Consider the following 15,346-nt stretch of genomic DNA (forward strand, 5'->3'; position numbering starts at 1 on the left):
TTTAAACTATTGGCTTGTCGGTAACTTTATCCAATATTTTATTGATTGCAATAAAAATGGAATTCTCTTTAATTATCAATGATTAGGATGGCCATATCAGCTTAAAGGAGTCAAAATAATTGAAATTGTAATAAAACAACTAATTTGTTATACTTCATTTTAGCTTTAAATTTTCGTTTATGTAAAGTTATAATGAATCCAGCATTTAACTGATAAGCAATTCTATAGGTGATAAAACAATCGTTACTGTTGTTCTAGGGCCTTATATCTTCTATCGATTTGAATGAAAGTTAATTCTATTGTTTCATAATCGTTATTTGGTCTAGGGGACAATGCGGGAGCGGAAACCACAACCCCCTCTGCATCCATCAACATATAATGAGGATAAGTAGTCACATTCATTCTTTTTAAGATAGGATTTGTGTTTTCAACAACTGAAAAATCCCAAGCAATATTGTGTTTTTTAATAAATGGTGATGGGTCTGTGAGCAATTCATCCCCTTTACTTGTGACCAAAACTGTAACAAACTGAATGTTTTTGGAGTATTTCTGCTGCAACTTGTACAGCAATTCTAAATCATTTAGAGATTTTGGCAGATTTTTATTTACAAATTGTATGTAAGTATGCTTACCATAATAATCGCTTTGATACTTTGTGGTTCCATTTACGTCAATACTAAAGTCAGGAATTTTTGTTCCAGGAACAAGATCCAATAAGCGATATTTCAAGTTTGATGCGACGGTCTTATTTTGCTTAAAAAGAGCATAATTAGCTACACTATCCATCATCGTTAAAATATTAGTTTGAGGATAATCTTTGGTAAAAAAAACTTCAGAAAGCATTTTCAACATAATCAATTCTCTCAACTTTAAATTTTTAAGCGAATAATCGCCACCTAAGGCATTCATTGCCAAACTTGGACTCCTTTGTATAACTGCTTCATAGAACTTTTCATTTACTGACTGAGATAATTGTCTTTCATACATTTTATAGTAAGAATCGATATAATCCATATATCGGTCATTGTGATACCAAACAGTTTCTGGCTTTAAGTAAAAGTCGAATTTCTCATATTTATTTCTGTGGCCAACGAAAGCCAAATCGTCGAGAGAAGCTACTGAGAATTTTACGTAAGTCTTGAAAAATTGACTAGTATCTGCTTGATATTGCTCTGCTAAATTAAGTTTAAAAGAATCTAATTTTTGAACAAAAGTTGTAGACTTAACCGATCTGGGCTGATAATATTGTTGAAGAAAATTATACTGCGCATCCTCAAACATTAAAATTTTGTAATTAATATCAGTAGAATCTAATGACAAGAAAAAGAACTCTACCTCCACTCCTTTAGCGTTAGGGTCAACATAAGGAGAGCTGGCACCAGCATAAACCTGATAATCGGAACCAGGCTGAAGATAAATATGAAAGAAATTATCTTCTACTTCTACCCTAACTTTTCGGGTTTCTGAATTATAAAAGCTCAACTTAAAGGTTGAATCTGCTGCAACGTTTGTACTCGCTACTTGAGTTCTTAAATGACTCAGGTAATCATCAATAAAAAAAACTTTCACTTCTTTGCCTACATAATCATTGGCAAAACCTTCAATTGTTGTTATGGGTTGCTGTGCAGTAGCAAACAAATTTACAGCAATCAAGAATAAAAAAGCGAATGAAATTTTGAACATAATTTTAAATTTTAAACCCTTTCGAAGCTTGAAATAAATATCATTTTATTTAACCCGCTGTTAGTCCAGGGTATAACTACTTAACGAGTTTTTCTGAATTGGTTACAAACAAATCAATACTCCCACCACTTTTGTGAATTTCTCTAACAATTGTAGAGTTAATTGGCGTAAACTCGGGATCGGTCATGAAGAAAACACTTTCTATGCCAGAAATTTCAAAGTTCATTTGGGCGATACTCCTTTCATAACCAAAATCTTTAGAATCACGTAAACCTCGCACGATGAATTCGGCATTAATTTGTTTACAAAATTCCACAGTTAAACCACTAAATTCTTGAACTTTCACTCTTTCATTTCCCTCAAAAATGGATTCAATATGTGCTTTTCTATGCGATAAATCAAACAAATACTTCTTTGAAGTATTTTGTCCAATTGCAATAATAACTTCATCAAAAAGCTTTAATGCTTTATCGATAATACATTCATGACCTTTGGTGAAAGGATCGAACGAACCCGGAAAAACTGCTTTTGTTTTCATAGAATTAAAGTTTAAATATAAAGTTAAGCATCATGCTTAAAGAAACTAAACACAACATGACCATATCTTCTGGAATGTTGAAATCCTTTTTGATCCTCAAACTTATTGTGCTTACTGTGTTCTAGAATAAATAAACCTTCTTGTGTTAAGATTTCGCTATTCATAACTGCATCAATTAAATCTGCGTGCAATTTATCTTCGAATGGTGGATCGGCAAATATTAAATCATAAGATTGATGATTGTTGGCTACAAATTTCAAAACATCTGCTTTTACAACATTCATAGCTTTTGCAATATTATGCTCTTTCCCAAAGTCTTTCATAAACTTTACACAACGAAAGTTTTTGTCTACAGAAGTAATTTGTCCTGCTTCACGAGAGGCAAACTCAAAAGAAATATTCCCGGTACCTGCGAAAAGATCTAATATTTTCAAATTAGACATTGTAATTTCATTTTCCAATATATTGAACAAGCCTTCTTTCGCAAAATCTGTTGTTGGGCGAGATGGGAATCCTTTTGGAGGACTAAACCGTTGTTTTTTTAATAATCCACTAATTATACGCACAGGGTCTGTAGTTTTAGAATTGAATCAATAGTATTTAACTTAATGCTTTTCAATGGTTTGAGTTGATTTACCAAAGCATAAGTTTGTTTCGCAATATCCTCTGTTTTGTCATCTGTATAGTAGAGGCTTAAACTTCCCTCCTCATTGGTTAATCCCTCTTGCTCAATGACAAACAACAAGTTATAAAGAATATCCTCAGCGGTTTGATATTCAAAAGCATTAGAAAAAATCAATTCGTTTTTGTGAATAATTGTAATGTTTACATATTCATCATTAACGCTAACGGTAATTTGCCGCTTAAATGTTCCCATTTGAAATAATGCACGGAGCGTCATTGCATGCTCATGCTTAAATGCAATCTGCGGATATTTAATAATGAAGAAAGATTTTACCCAATCTGGAATTTCAAAAACATTGACCACATTTAATTCCATTAATCGATTAAAATCAATCATCCTTTCATCTAATGCATCACCAAACATAAGTTGAAAAACAGCTTTAGATGAGGATTCGTTGAAAACACTTAATGGAACAAGTGTATGTTTTGGAGTTGACCAAGCCATGGTATATTCAGGATATTCGTCTTGAAGGGTCGTAATCGAATTAAAGATCTCTTTTAGTCTTCTTCGGTAAGCATCGGGTGTTCCTTCCAGCAATTCAAAATGATGCTGCTGAATAATTTCTTGATTAGAACGAAGAACCTCAGCAACATGTACTGAGGTTCTTGAAATATGTATGGTAAGTTGTGTATTACTCACGTTGTTTTAAATATTATTCCCATGTTCCTTTATCTGAACTTGTAGACAAGTTACCAAATCCAACAATATTTCTTGTCCCGTCCTCGAATCTAGAAACCGCTTCTTTTCCGTAAACATAGATTGTAGAAATTGTATCATTTTGAAGGTATGGGAAGTCTTTGCGTGTTTCCATTGTCCATTCCTCTTTAGGATCTGTCATTGGAATATACTTTAATTCATCAATATCAAACTTTCCTAAACCTAAAGCTTCACGATCTCTTTTTCTAGATCTTGAGTTTAAGAACTCATCTTTATAATACACCTGTAAAGTATCACGTTTAAATCCTGCTAAATCTTGGGCATTTGCTGGGTTTCCTAAAACTGCTAACTGAGCTGCTTCACGCTCTGTCATGTTTTTATCAATCGCACGTTTATCATCGTATAAAGCATCACGTTCTACAACCGTCAATTTACGAGAAGGTACAGACCCTAAGGCTTCAATTTTTTGAATTTTATCATTTTCAAAAAACTCCTTTAACTCCTTAAAGTCCGCGGCATAATATCCGTTTTTTGACTTATGAGCACGTTGTATGTCTCTAATTTGAATAAGAGAATGACGCATTAAAGCTTCAGATCTTGCGTAATCCATTTGGTGTTTTTGCGTTCTTTCCACTGAGTTGTATGACTCCACCATAAAGTAAACTGAAGCAGCAATACAAACAAAACCGATTCCCAGAACGATGTTTCTTCCTAAAATTCCAGCACTAAACAATATAGCCAAAAGCCCACCTATTAAGAGGTTAACAGCCGCCATCATAAACAGAGAATCTTGATTGGAATTCATTCCTATTACAACCATTACAACCCCAAAAACAGCAATTATCGCTGCAATTAAGTAGCGCTTTACAAATACAGAAAACTGATTATTCATTATTCAATCTTAATTAAATTCATTTACTATCTGCACAAATCTACAATAATTTTGAAATGTCATTGAATTAAAACATAGATTTTTTATACCGTTTAATCAACAGATTGGCGTTAACATCATTTTAGACCATTAATTCCACCGTAAAAAATCAAATTATTGAATCGTGGCCATTTTTAAAGTATGAAATACTAAGTAGATCAAGAAAACTACAAACCGAATCAAGGCAAATACACGATCTCCTCTAGCCTCTTTTCTTGAATATTCTTTTTGAGCCGAAAGTGCTGTTCCTTTAATTTAGTTCTACATTAATACGAGAGCCCATTCAAAAACAGATTAAAATTAACACCCAATTTTCGGGACTATTGCGCCCAGCCACTAAGGAATATTTCGAAGGTAAAAATCAATTTTCGAGATAATACCCTTAATTTAGCAGCATGGCGATCCACATAGATTTATACAAAGCTACTTTAAGGCATTTTGAATTTGATATTTCACCCAGTCAAGATGAATTATTGACACAACTTTGTGATTTTTATGTTCAGCCGAATAGTCAATCCCTCTTTATCCTAAAAGGATATGCTGGAACGGGTAAGACAAGTCTCTTAAGTGCCTATGTCAAGGCTTTAGGAGAATTAAAACGTAAATCGGTTCTCCTTGCACCAACAGGAAGAGCGGCTAAAGTATTTGCTCAGCGTTCAAACAAACTGGCTTTCACCATTCATAAGAAGATATACCGAAGAGAAAAAGTGCCCGGAGGGGGTGTTGTTTTGGCTGTTGCGCCGAACCTTCATACAAATACAGTTTTCTTGGTTGATGAAGCCTCCATGATTGGAGATTATACTCAAAGTAATGACGGTTCTATCAGTTCGCAGAATTTACTTCAAGATTTGGTCAACTTTGTATACAACGGTAAAAATTGTAAACTAATTTTAATCGGTGACGAAGGTCAGCTTCCTCCTGTAGGATCAGATTTTAGTCCAGCTTTAAATATTGAATACATGGCGGACCATTATTCGCAACTGGAGATTTATGGCTATCAATTATCAAAGGTACTGCGTCAAGCTGAAGGCTCTGACATTCTAAAAAATGCCACGGCACTGCGTTCGGCACCTGAAAACACCTACCCTTCTTTCGATTTGAGCGGCAAAAATGATTTAATTCGGTTAGAAGGAGGAGATTTGGAAGATGAACTAGACTCTTCCATTTCTAATTATGGCGTAAATGATACCTTAGTAATTACAAGGAGTAACAAAAGAGCCAACCTATTTAATCAACAAATCAGATCTAGAATATTTTGGTTTGATGAAAAAGTAGTGGCCAATGATTTATTAATGGTCGTCAGAAACAATTACTTCTGGTTGGGTGAAAACTCACCCTTAGGATTTATTGCCAACGGGGAAACCATAAGAGTAATTAGAATAAAGAACCGGGAATCGATATACGGTTTTGATTTCGTTGATGCTGTTATTGAACTTATTGACTATCCAAAAGCGGATACATTTGAAGTAAAAATCATGCTGGAAGTTCTGGATGAAGAAGGTCCCAACCTCCCAAGAAACAAAATGAAAGAATTGTTTTTTGCTGTGGAAAGAGACTATGCACATGAGCGCAACAAGAAAAAACGCTATGAAATGATTATGGCAGATCAATATTTCAATGCTCTACAAGTAAAATATGCCTATGCGGTAACTTGTCACAAGTCTCAAGGTGGACAATGGGCGTGCGTTTTTGTAGATCAAGGATTCTTAACAGAAGACATGTTGGACAAGTCCTATTTTAGATGGCTTTACACCGCACTAACAAGAGCGACAGACAAACTATATTTGGTCAACTTTAATGGTCAGTTTTTTAACGACAATCTGGAAGAGATTTAAGGGTTGATTTCAAAGGTGAGATCAATGAATATTAAGTGATTCAACCACTTAGCATTCATAAACGAAATTACCGTTTACTTAATTCATCAACATATAACATATAGGCAGTGCTTGGACGGAAACACAACAAATTTAAATGCCTATCCGGTTCTTTACCAGTAAATATATCTAATCAAGTATGTGATTAAGCGGTGAACCGACAAGATCCTTCGCAAATTTCTATTTTCAACAAATTGAAAAAGAAATTTACTTCAGGATGACATTAGGCTAGGGGCATATTTCAAACGAGAGGAAAAAAACAAAAGCGCTCTGGCGCTTTTGTTTTTTTCCTCTCGTTTGTTCTCTAACTCCCACAACTATCATCCTGATCATTGGTGAAAATTATGATTTTCAACAATGGAAGGATCTTGTCAAATTTGAGAGAAAACCATTTTCTATTGTAATTTATTAAACTGCTGGTAAAGTTCCCGACAAGCATTCAAATTTAAAATTGAATCTTTTGAGTTTATTTTATCTTTTTTCTTGTCGGCTGATGCTAAGGCATCTCCTAAAGAAATAAAAATAAAATAATTCTCAAAATCTATACAATTTGTAAAAATCGTCTGTTTCCGACCAAGCACTAGGTAGCTAGCGCATCTAATTCTTCATCGGATATTTTTTTTCAAGAAGCCATCAATACTTTCTTGCATTATAGCTACTTGAGCAGCGGTTGTATCTACGATGGGAAGAGCGTGTCCTTTCAAAAATGAAACAATGTTACCCCCTTTTTCTTTATAGATAGTCATAATCTCTACAACCGAAGGTGCTGTTTTTTCTGCATCTATGTCATGACATTTTATGCAGGTCTTTTCAGAAAACAGTCGATTGCCCAAGAATATTTTAGAATCTTGACTTAATTCTCCCCGCTCAGGAACAATGTTGGCTGCAGGAATAATTGTATTTTATCCGTGCCACAACTTAAAAACAGTAAAACTGGAATTATTGGAATAAGAAGTCTCATCATCGTCTATTTTATATAGTTAAAACCTCTTCTAAAGTACTAAATTCTAAAGTAATCCAATGCAATATATATACTGTAACACACAAGAAAATAGTCATTTATATTGATTTTAAATAAGGTTAAGAAAATGGTTTTTCAAACATGAATATTTAATCTGAGATCACTGTAAATTCCTAAAATTACTCCTGTCTATTATTACTTCTTTTGCTCCATACTCATTTACAAATGTTCTTGGCAATTTCAAATTATTCTTGGCTTTCCATTTAAATTCAAATCCAGTAATTACACCATCCTTTTCTTCTACTAAATCAACTTCTTGTTGCTGCTTGGTTCTCCAAAAGTACATTTTAGTATTCGTATTTTTATAGGTGTTTTGTTTCAACCTTTCTGAAATCAAAAAGTTCTCCCATAGCGCTCCTTTATCCTGTCGTAAATCCAAAGGCTTAAAGTTTCCTATCACAGTATTCCTAACTCCATTATCATAGAAATAAATCTTTTTATTCTTTTTAATTTCGTTCCTTACGTTCCTACTGAAACTATCCAATTTGAAAACCACATAACCTTTCTCTAAAATATCAATGTAATTTGCCACCGTATTTTTATCGATGCCAATCGTTTTGGCTAATTCATTATAACTAACCTCATTACCCAGCTGTAGCGCTAATACTCGAACTAACTTTTCAAGGACTTCAGGTTTTCTAATGTTTGAGAATGATAAAATATCTTGATATAAATAACTACTAACCAATTGATTTAACAACTCTCTCTCTTCACCAGGATGATTTAAAATATCTGGATAAAAACCATAAAGCAACCGATTTTCTAGTTGTTGTTCTGCTATTAAATAATTCCGTTTATTTTCAAATTCCTCCCAGCTGACAGGAAACAATTCGAAATCCCATTTTCGTTCTGTTAGTCGTTCGTTTAAAGCATTAGTTAAATCAAATGAAGAGGATCCACTCACCAATAGTTGAACATCTTTAAATTGATCAGTTATTATTTTCAATGTTAGCCCAATACCTTCGATTCTTTGTGCTTCATCAATAAAAATCAATTTATAACTTCCAATAATACTCCTGATCTGTTCAGTATTCGGAGATTTTAGTAAACTCAAAACTGTGGAGTCATCACCATCTAAAAATAAGTACTCTTTTTGATTGATGATTTCTCTAATTAAAGTTGTTTCCCAACCTGCCTTGGGCCTGCAAGGATAATTGCTTTCCCTTTGTTTATTTTAGCTTCTATTACGGATTTAATAGTTCTTTTAAACATGAATTTATTTTTAGCTAGAATACAACTTCTAAACCTATTCACCAAAAGTTATAACTATTAGTGATTGTTTTCACCAAAAGATATAACTTTTGGTGAATACAATCACTTTTGATGATGAATCAAATTAGTCCTCGATGGATTTTCTATTACTAGTTTGCTGTTATTACTCCTCAAAAGTCTTATATTTCACAGAAGTCGCTCCAACGGTAATCCTAGATTTATCAATGGCCTTGTTCAATCTATCGATCACTTTTGTTGCTTTATCTCGCGGTAAATAATGACCTGCTAAAACATTCAACTCACTTTTCAAAGTTTTTAAAGTGGAGTGAGCTCTGTAAGCACTTAACATTTGATTTCCGCTTAATTTATTTTGATTCATGAAGCCAAGCAAGTCCTCCTCTTTTGGTTTAAAATTGCTGCGCACAGGATCAGTAAAACTATTCACTTGCATTAAAATCTCTCTATCGATATGAATAATCACTTCCGTTGTTCTTAAGGTTTTAAACACTGAATCTTCTTTTGCTGCTAATCGTTCCTCTACCGTATTTCCCGGATAATTTGAAAGTTCCTCCGGTGAATAGTTAATTACCACCCTGTCATTTTTCATCATTCCTACTCCTCCTCCACGCGAAATAATTTTAAACGTTTTTTTCTTGTCTAAAAGCGCCTCAAAAAACTCTACCACAGCTATGGAGTCTTGTTTTTCAAAAAGTGAAGCTTGATTTAATTCGTATTGATCCACATCGAACAAATCATTTATGCGCAACTGAACTTGAGACCTATATAAAGGTATAGCATCAGTGATATTGATGTGCAACATAACTTCATCATAATTTTTACTCATGTGTGACAATGGCATAGCCAACAATGTTACATCGAAAGTCTCTTTTTTCTCTGTTGCAGGAAAAACAAACTCTTGAGTAAATAAGTTAAAACTTGTAGAATCTTCAAATAAGTAATAACCATCTACCTCTTTGAAAGGAATCCAATTTCTACCAATAAGATCATACATTTTTTGAATTTTTTTACTCAAAATCGATTTACTCCAAAGAATGTCTTCTTTTTCTTTCTTTAACTTCTTAATTGTGTTTTCAATGCTTTTTAGTTGGTTATAGCTTTGCACAACTTTTTCTTGTCTCTTTTTTCTCTTTTTACGTTTCGAATCTGTTTTGTACTTTTCATGATTCGTGATAATTGTGCTATAGCGAATATCGTTGAGTTCTTTTTCTGTTTTATCAATGGTTAGTTTTAAACCGTCCACTTTACTTTCCAAAAATTTAATTTGATAATCGATTCCTCTTTTCCCACTAATTTTATCTTCAAGATCATTGATATCCTGTTTCACCTTAGCAATGAGTGAATAATATGTCACGCCACCGCCAAAACTAGAATCGGGGGAAAGAAAACGTGTATTGCTTGCTCCAAAAAGTGGGTAATAATTACCATTTTTTCTGATTACGACAGTGGTTTGCTTTTCGGAATTATATCCCCAAACATCCAAATGAATATTTGTTTCTCTACCGCTTCCAGGGGTTTCAAAATTGTGAGTCGTATAACCCATAGATAAAACTTCAGCCTTTTTCTTTTTTGAATCTGGCTTTATTCCTATGTAAGGCTCATATGGAAAAAGTCCAACCGCTTTGGGTAATCCTTTATTCCATCTTCCGCGCTCGTCTTTCTCTCTTTCTTCGAATAAACCCGAAGTTGTAGACCCATCTCCTGCCGCTGTTAAAACATTTTTGAAGTAATCCGCTTTACCTCCTAATTGCTTGAATATTTGTTGGGTTCTGTCTCCTACCCACTTGTTTACAGCCTGATTGTACGCAACAATCACTTGTTTTTTCTGCTCTTCTGACCAACTTCCAAACCCATCCAAAATAGCAATCTTATCCTTGAAGGTCAACGTTGGGTTGGTCAGTTTTTCGACCCTCTTGTTCATTACCAGGTCTTCTTTCTTCATGCGTTTTGCTTGCTCCGGAAGCTCGCTCATCAACAAATCCTCAAAACGCTCATAATCGCTTAAATTACCATCTTTAACCAAACTATTACTTCGTCTTGATTGCAATAATTTGTTCAATTCCCAAATGGCCATTTTGTTGGATAACTCCGCTAAAATCCCTTTGGGTGAACGGCTAATTTCATGAGAATAAATAGCCAACAGATCAGGCTGATTGATAATTCTTTGTTCGGTTGAGTCATAATTTATATCCCCGTTAGGCAAAGTAATTTCTTCCCCTTGATAAACGATGTATCTTCCGATATTTTGCTCTAAAATAGGACTTTTACGCACCGTATGATAGAGATAGGCTTTACTTTGAGGAGATAAAAAGTAGTCTTCTTGCGCATTTACTAAAAATCCGATTACAACAAAAAAGAGGGTGATCAAACGAAAGTTTTTCATAAGCACAAATATGTAAAAAAGATTTAGCTTTTTCAGAACGAAAGAGAGTAGTTATTAACAAGCTAATTGTTGTTACTGCAGTCAAAACCAAAGTTAATAGCATGAAAGCCATCAACAAAAGTCAAAAGTACAAGGCACCATATTAAATCACCAATCAACCGTTTTATATCAATCTAAAAAATGAACTTAAAAGTGGGTAAATAAAAAAATGAAATTATTTGTAATAAAAATCTCCTAACTGTCTCCTTTCAAAATAATAAACTCTCATTAGCAATTATTTATGATTTACAACGCGCTATAAAAGCCTTGAAAGTTAAGGTTAAAACTTTCGTCATTTATTTTCAATAAGCCCAATATATTGCGCTTCGATAAAAATTAAATCAGTACATTCGCAATTGAATAAAAAGCATGAAAAAACTCAGTATTTTTTTCATAAAATCATTTGTGGGGCCGTTTTTAGCGACCTTTTTTATTTCCATGTTTATGCTTGTCATGCAATTCTTATGGAAATACATTGATGATTTAATGGGCAAAGGTTTGGAAATAAGCATCATCCTAGAGCTTTTATTCTATGTCTCTGCGAGCTTATTGCCTTTAGCACTGCCCTTGGCTATTTTACTTTCTTCGTTGATAGTAATGGGAAATTTGGGAGAATCTAACGAATTAACAGCTTTAAAATCCAGTGGACTTTCCATTTATCGGATTTTACGACCGTTAACCGCTGTTGTTATTTTTATTGCGATTGGAACATTCTACTTTTCAAATTATGTCATTCCCATTGCCAATTATAAATGGCACTCAATAATTTGGGACATACAAGAAAAAAAGATGACTTCCTTTTTAAAACCAGGTTCTTATACTCAAGAAATTGATGGTTTTAGTATTAAAATTAAAGAGGGTAAAGACAACACATTTAAAGACATCATAATTCACGACCGAAGAGTAAGTAGTGAATTAAAAACTATTAGAGCAGATTCTGGGGAATTTTACCAATCTGAAAATGGTGAATTTTTGTTCTTCAAACTTTTTAATGGAGATGTAATTGAAGAGTTGAAAAGCGCCCCAGATTTTCAAGACAAAAAAGGTGCTACTAGTGGTATATTTCCAAGTAGAAAATCAGATTTTAAAACTGCAACCTACAAAATGGACATGAGCGGATTTAAGCTGCAGCGCACAAAAGACGACATGTTTAAAAATGATTATGAAATGCTTAATGTTTTTCAAATCAACGAAACTGTAGACTCCTTACACTTAGTGTATAACAAATTAATGGACGTATTGGCGACAAATACAAAAGGAAAACATCCCTATTTCCAAGCCATTGAGTTTAATAATAGTACTTTATCTGACAGCGCTCGAATTGAGCAAAGAGAATATTCTGCAAAAATTGATGCCCAAATCAAAAAACAAAATCAAATAAAACGTGTTTTTGCAGGTGAATTGCCAACTGCAGCAGATGCAGAAGAGCTGGAAACCGATACAATTATTCCAGGTAAAAAAATTGATTCCTCTTTGGTCATTACCCCCGTTTACACTTTTGAAAATATGACAGAAGAGAAAAGGGTAAACACAATGAGTCACATGAAGACACAATTAAGAAACAACATTAAAGGGCTCGAAGGACATATTGATGTAGAAGAAAATCGACACAGGCAATTAAGAAAATTTGAAATTGAATTTCACAGAAAATTTGCTCTATCCTTCTCTATTATCGTCTTGTTTTTTGTTGGTGCGCCATTAGGTGCTATTGTTAAAAGAGGAGGATTTGGTGCTCCAGTTGTTATAGCTGCTCTATTATTTATGGTCTATTTTGTTCTGATCACCATCGGAGACGGAATGGCTAACAACGGGGTCATATTACCATTTTTCGGAATGTGGGGACCAAATATTATTCTTACGCCCGTAGCGCTTTTATTATTGCGCAGCGCTGCCAATGATAGAAGTGTTGTTGTTCTACCAAAAATATTTAAAAAGAAAAAGACGAAGGAATAATGCTTAAGGTATTTCATTTTTCAAACAAACCACCTTTCCCATTAAAAGATGGGGGCTGTATAGCAATTTCAAGCATCTTGAAATCTTTGCTTTCAACGCCAAGTTTGAAGGTTACACACTTTACCTTATACACCCACAAACACACGTTTAGCGCAGAAAGCTATCCAGAATCTTGGTTAAGTAGAATGGATGTTCATGCGGGATATGTAGATACAAAAACGAATATTTGGGGAGCTTTAAGTCATTTAATTCGTAATAAATCCTACAATGTAAGCCGCTTTTATGATAAGGGAATAGCGAAAAACGTAAAAGAAGAACTGGATAGAGGAAATTACAATGTAGCCATTTTAGAAAGTATATACCTACTTCCCTATTTACAGCTTTTCAAAGAAAAAGGAATAAAAGTTATCGTAAGAACACACAACATTGAGCATCAAATTTGGGCTGGAATGAGCGAAAATACGCCTTCTTTACTGAAGGGATGGTATTATAGAAAACTAGCTAAACAGTTGCTCACTTTCGAGGTGAATGAACTCTCAAAAGTCGATGGTATTATATCCATCACCGAAGAAGACGCGAAATTCTTCCAACAGTTTGAGCCTAAAGTCATGACCACCGCTATTCCTACCTCAGTAAAAACAAATTTTCCTCCAGCAGATTATTCAAAATCGGACTTTTATTTCTTAGGAGCTATGGATTGGATGCCTAATCAAGAAGGAATTCAGTGGATGATTAAGGAAGTCATTCCTGAAGGGTTAAAAGGAACTCAATTTTATGTTGGTGGAAAAAGCTTAAAAAAAGAAGAATTTAGCCACCCTACTCTAGTCAATTGCGGCGAAATTAAAAATGCTATTGAATTTATTTCCGATCATGGAATTTGTATTATCCCCATGCAATCTGGAAGTGGTTTAAAAATTAAACTACTAGAAAACATGGCAATGGGAAAACCAATAATCACCACCTCGGAGGGAATTCGTGGTGTAAATATTTCCCATAACAAAGAGGTTTTGGTTGCCGATGATCCTAATGAATTTCGAGAATTAATGTACAAGCTTCATTTAGATGAAAAGTTAAGAAAAAAGTTAGGGACCCAATCCAAATTGTATATTCGCAACAATTATAGTGAAGAAAAAATTACACGAAGACTCCTTGCATTCATCAAAGACATATAAGAAATTAGTGGTTATCACTTCGCGTTTTCCTTTTCCACTTGAGAAGGGAGATAAACTGCGTGCATATCATCAAATTAAGGAGTTAGCGAAGCATTTTGAAGTTCATTTAATTAGTACTTCCGAGCAAAAAGTTGAGGAAAAACACATTGATGAATTAGGTCCATTTTGTAAGGCGATTCATGTTTTCCCCATCAATTCCCTTCAAAAGCTCATTGGTGTATCGACAAAACTATTCAGCAGAAAGCCTATTCAAGTGGGCTATTTCCACCATTATTCCATTCAACAAAAGGTCAACAAACTTCTTTCGGAAATTCAACCCGACCATATTTATTGCCAACTAATACGAGCGGCTGAATATGCAAAAAATTATCATGACTGTCCGAAAACAATAGATTACATGGATGCCTTATCAAAAGGACTTGAAAGGCGATCTCTAAATGCCAAATGGATCAAAAAATACATTTTCGAAAGTGAATATAAGTGTTTAATGAATTATGAAAATTCAATTTTCGAATACTTCGAACACCATACTATAATTTCAAAGCAAGACAAACAGTATATTTTTCACAAAAACAGGTCTACCATTGAAATTATTCCCAATGGTGTGGATGACTCTTTCCTAAAGCCGAATCCTAGCATCACGAAAAATGTGGATCTCGTTTTTATAGGAAATATGTCTTATCCGCCTAATGTTACCGCTGCACAATTTATCGTTAACGAAATACTCCCTTTACTTTCGGCAGAAATAAAAGTAAAAATAGCAGGCTCAAATCCGTCTAGAGAAGTCACTAAATTAACTTCAAATCAAGTAGAGATAACAGGATATGTAGACAATATTCAAAATGCTTACAGAAGTGCGGAAATATTTGTTGCGCCAATGTTTTTAGGTACTGGACTACAAAATAAGCTGTTAGAATCAATGGCGCTAGGAGTTCCGTGCATTACAACAAGCATGGCCAATAATGCCCTTGGAGCCACTCCCAATCAAGAGATTTTGATTGCGGACAGTGCAGAGGAGTTTGCAGCTCAAATTCAACGATTGAACGAAAGTCCTGAACTAAAACAGGAAATCATCGAAAATGGACGTTCATTTATTGTTAAAAATTATGAATGGAGCAAAGTAACGGACAAACTCGTCCAACTAATGAAGTAATGAGTTTATTATCCGGCTTTATTATCG

12 protein-coding genes are annotated in these 15,346 nt (G+C 34.1%); 4 read left to right on the forward strand and 8 right to left on the reverse strand.

What is annotated here, in order from left to right; translation table 11 throughout:
* Nucleotides 1-243: 243 nt before the first annotated feature.
* The 5 genes from DIT68_RS02985 to DIT68_RS03005 form a co-directional block, all read right to left on the reverse strand.
* Complete coding sequence (locus DIT68_RS02985; RefSeq protein WP_109358340.1) at nt 244-1,683, reverse strand: TlpA family protein disulfide reductase; 1,440 nt, start codon at nt 1,681-1,683, stop codon at nt 244-246.
* A 76-nt stretch (nt 1,684-1,759) separates the two neighbouring features.
* Nucleotides 1,760-2,221, reverse strand: coding sequence for a pantetheine-phosphate adenylyltransferase (gene coaD, locus DIT68_RS02990; protein ID WP_109358341.1), 462 nt, complete (start codon nt 2,219-2,221; stop codon nt 1,760-1,762).
* 23 nt (nt 2,222-2,244) lie between these two features.
* Nucleotides 2,245-2,787 carry an RsmD family RNA methyltransferase gene (locus DIT68_RS02995; RefSeq protein ID WP_109358342.1) on the reverse strand — a complete coding sequence of 181 codons (543 nt, stop codon included), beginning with the start codon at nt 2,785-2,787 and terminating at the stop codon, nt 2,245-2,247.
* Nucleotides 2,778-3,545 (reverse strand): DUF3822 family protein, encoded by a 768-nt coding sequence (locus DIT68_RS03000; RefSeq protein ID WP_109358343.1) that lies wholly within the window; start codon nt 3,543-3,545, stop codon nt 2,778-2,780. The genes DIT68_RS02995 and DIT68_RS03000 overlap by 10 nt, the downstream gene beginning before the upstream one ends.
* Before the next feature lie 13 nt (nt 3,546-3,558).
* Nucleotides 3,559-4,455: a hypothetical protein gene (locus DIT68_RS03005; RefSeq protein WP_109358344.1), complete on the reverse strand. Its 897-nt coding sequence runs from the start codon at nt 4,453-4,455 to the stop codon at nt 3,559-3,561.
* Nucleotides 4,456-4,889: 434 nt separating this feature from the next.
* Between DIT68_RS03005 and DIT68_RS03010 the strand changes: the two genes are divergently transcribed.
* A complete protein-coding gene (locus tag DIT68_RS03010) occupies nt 4,890-6,329 on the forward strand; it encodes an ATP-dependent DNA helicase (protein ID WP_109358345.1) in 1,440 nt (479 codons plus the stop codon).
* A 644-nt stretch (nt 6,330-6,973) separates the two neighbouring features.
* Here the strand turns inward: DIT68_RS03010 and DIT68_RS03015 are convergent.
* From DIT68_RS03015 to DIT68_RS03025, 3 genes are all read right to left on the reverse strand, one after another.
* Nucleotides 6,974-7,201 carry a c-type cytochrome gene (locus DIT68_RS03015; RefSeq protein WP_109358346.1) on the reverse strand — a complete coding sequence of 76 codons (228 nt, stop codon included), beginning with the start codon at nt 7,199-7,201 and terminating at the stop codon, nt 6,974-6,976.
* Between the two features lie 288 nt (nt 7,202-7,489).
* On the reverse strand, nt 7,490-8,503 hold the full coding sequence (locus tag DIT68_RS03020) for an ATP-binding protein (RefSeq protein WP_317133889.1): 1,014 nt from the start codon (nt 8,501-8,503) through the stop codon (nt 7,490-7,492).
* 261 nt (nt 8,504-8,764) lie between these two features.
* The gene (locus DIT68_RS03025; RefSeq protein ID WP_109358347.1) at nt 8,765-11,002 is read right to left on the reverse strand and encodes a hypothetical protein; all 2,238 of its coding nucleotides are present in this window, start codon (nt 11,000-11,002) and stop codon (nt 8,765-8,767) included.
* 408 nt (nt 11,003-11,410) lie between these two features.
* On the opposite strand from DIT68_RS03025, the gene DIT68_RS03030 reads away from it, so the two are divergent.
* Genes DIT68_RS03030 through DIT68_RS03040 form a run of 3 tightly spaced genes read left to right on the forward strand, consistent with a single transcriptional unit; the run spans nt 11,411 to nt 15,319 of the window.
* A complete protein-coding gene (locus tag DIT68_RS03030) occupies nt 11,411-12,994 on the forward strand; it encodes an LptF/LptG family permease (protein WP_109358348.1) in 1,584 nt (527 codons plus the stop codon).
* The gene (locus tag DIT68_RS03035; RefSeq protein ID WP_109358349.1) at nt 12,994-14,166 is read left to right on the forward strand and encodes a glycosyltransferase family 4 protein; all 1,173 of its coding nucleotides are present in this window, start codon (nt 12,994-12,996) and stop codon (nt 14,164-14,166) included. Before DIT68_RS03030 ends, DIT68_RS03035 begins: the two co-directional genes overlap by 1 nt.
* Entirely contained in the window at nt 14,117-15,319 is a 1,203-nt protein-coding gene (locus DIT68_RS03040) for a glycosyltransferase (protein WP_146194101.1), read from the forward strand. The genes DIT68_RS03035 and DIT68_RS03040 overlap by 50 nt, the downstream gene beginning before the upstream one ends.
* Nucleotides 15,320-15,346 lie beyond the last annotated feature (27 nt).

Origin of the sequence: Brumimicrobium oceani (assembly GCF_003143775.1) — a bacterium.
GTDB classification, from domain to species: Bacteria; Bacteroidota; Bacteroidia; order Flavobacteriales_D; family Crocinitomicaceae; genus Brumimicrobium; species Brumimicrobium oceani.

What these genes read in the sequence shown, in the direction of transcription:
- DIT68_RS02985 (WP_109358340.1), bottom strand. Translation starts at nt 1,683, where the DNA reads ATGTTCAAAATTTCATTCGCTTTTTTATTCTTGATTGCTGTAAATTTG.
- coaD (WP_109358341.1), bottom strand. Translation starts at nt 2,221, where the DNA reads ATGAAAACAAAAGCAGTTTTTCCGGGTTCGTTCGATCCTTTCACCAAA.
- DIT68_RS03005 (WP_109358344.1), bottom strand. Translation starts at nt 4,455, where the DNA reads ATGAATAATCAGTTTTCTGTATTTGTAAAGCGCTACTTAATTGCAGCG.
- DIT68_RS03010 (WP_109358345.1), top strand. Translation starts at nt 4,890, where the DNA reads ATGGCGATCCACATAGATTTATACAAAGCTACTTTAAGGCATTTTGAA.
- DIT68_RS03025 (WP_109358347.1), bottom strand. Translation starts at nt 11,002, where the DNA reads ATGAAAAACTTTCGTTTGATCACCCTCTTTTTTGTTGTAATCGGATTT.
- DIT68_RS03030 (WP_109358348.1), top strand. Translation starts at nt 11,411, where the DNA reads ATGAAAAAACTCAGTATTTTTTTCATAAAATCATTTGTGGGGCCGTTT.
- DIT68_RS03035 (WP_109358349.1), top strand. Translation starts at nt 12,994, where the DNA reads ATGCTTAAGGTATTTCATTTTTCAAACAAACCACCTTTCCCATTAAAA.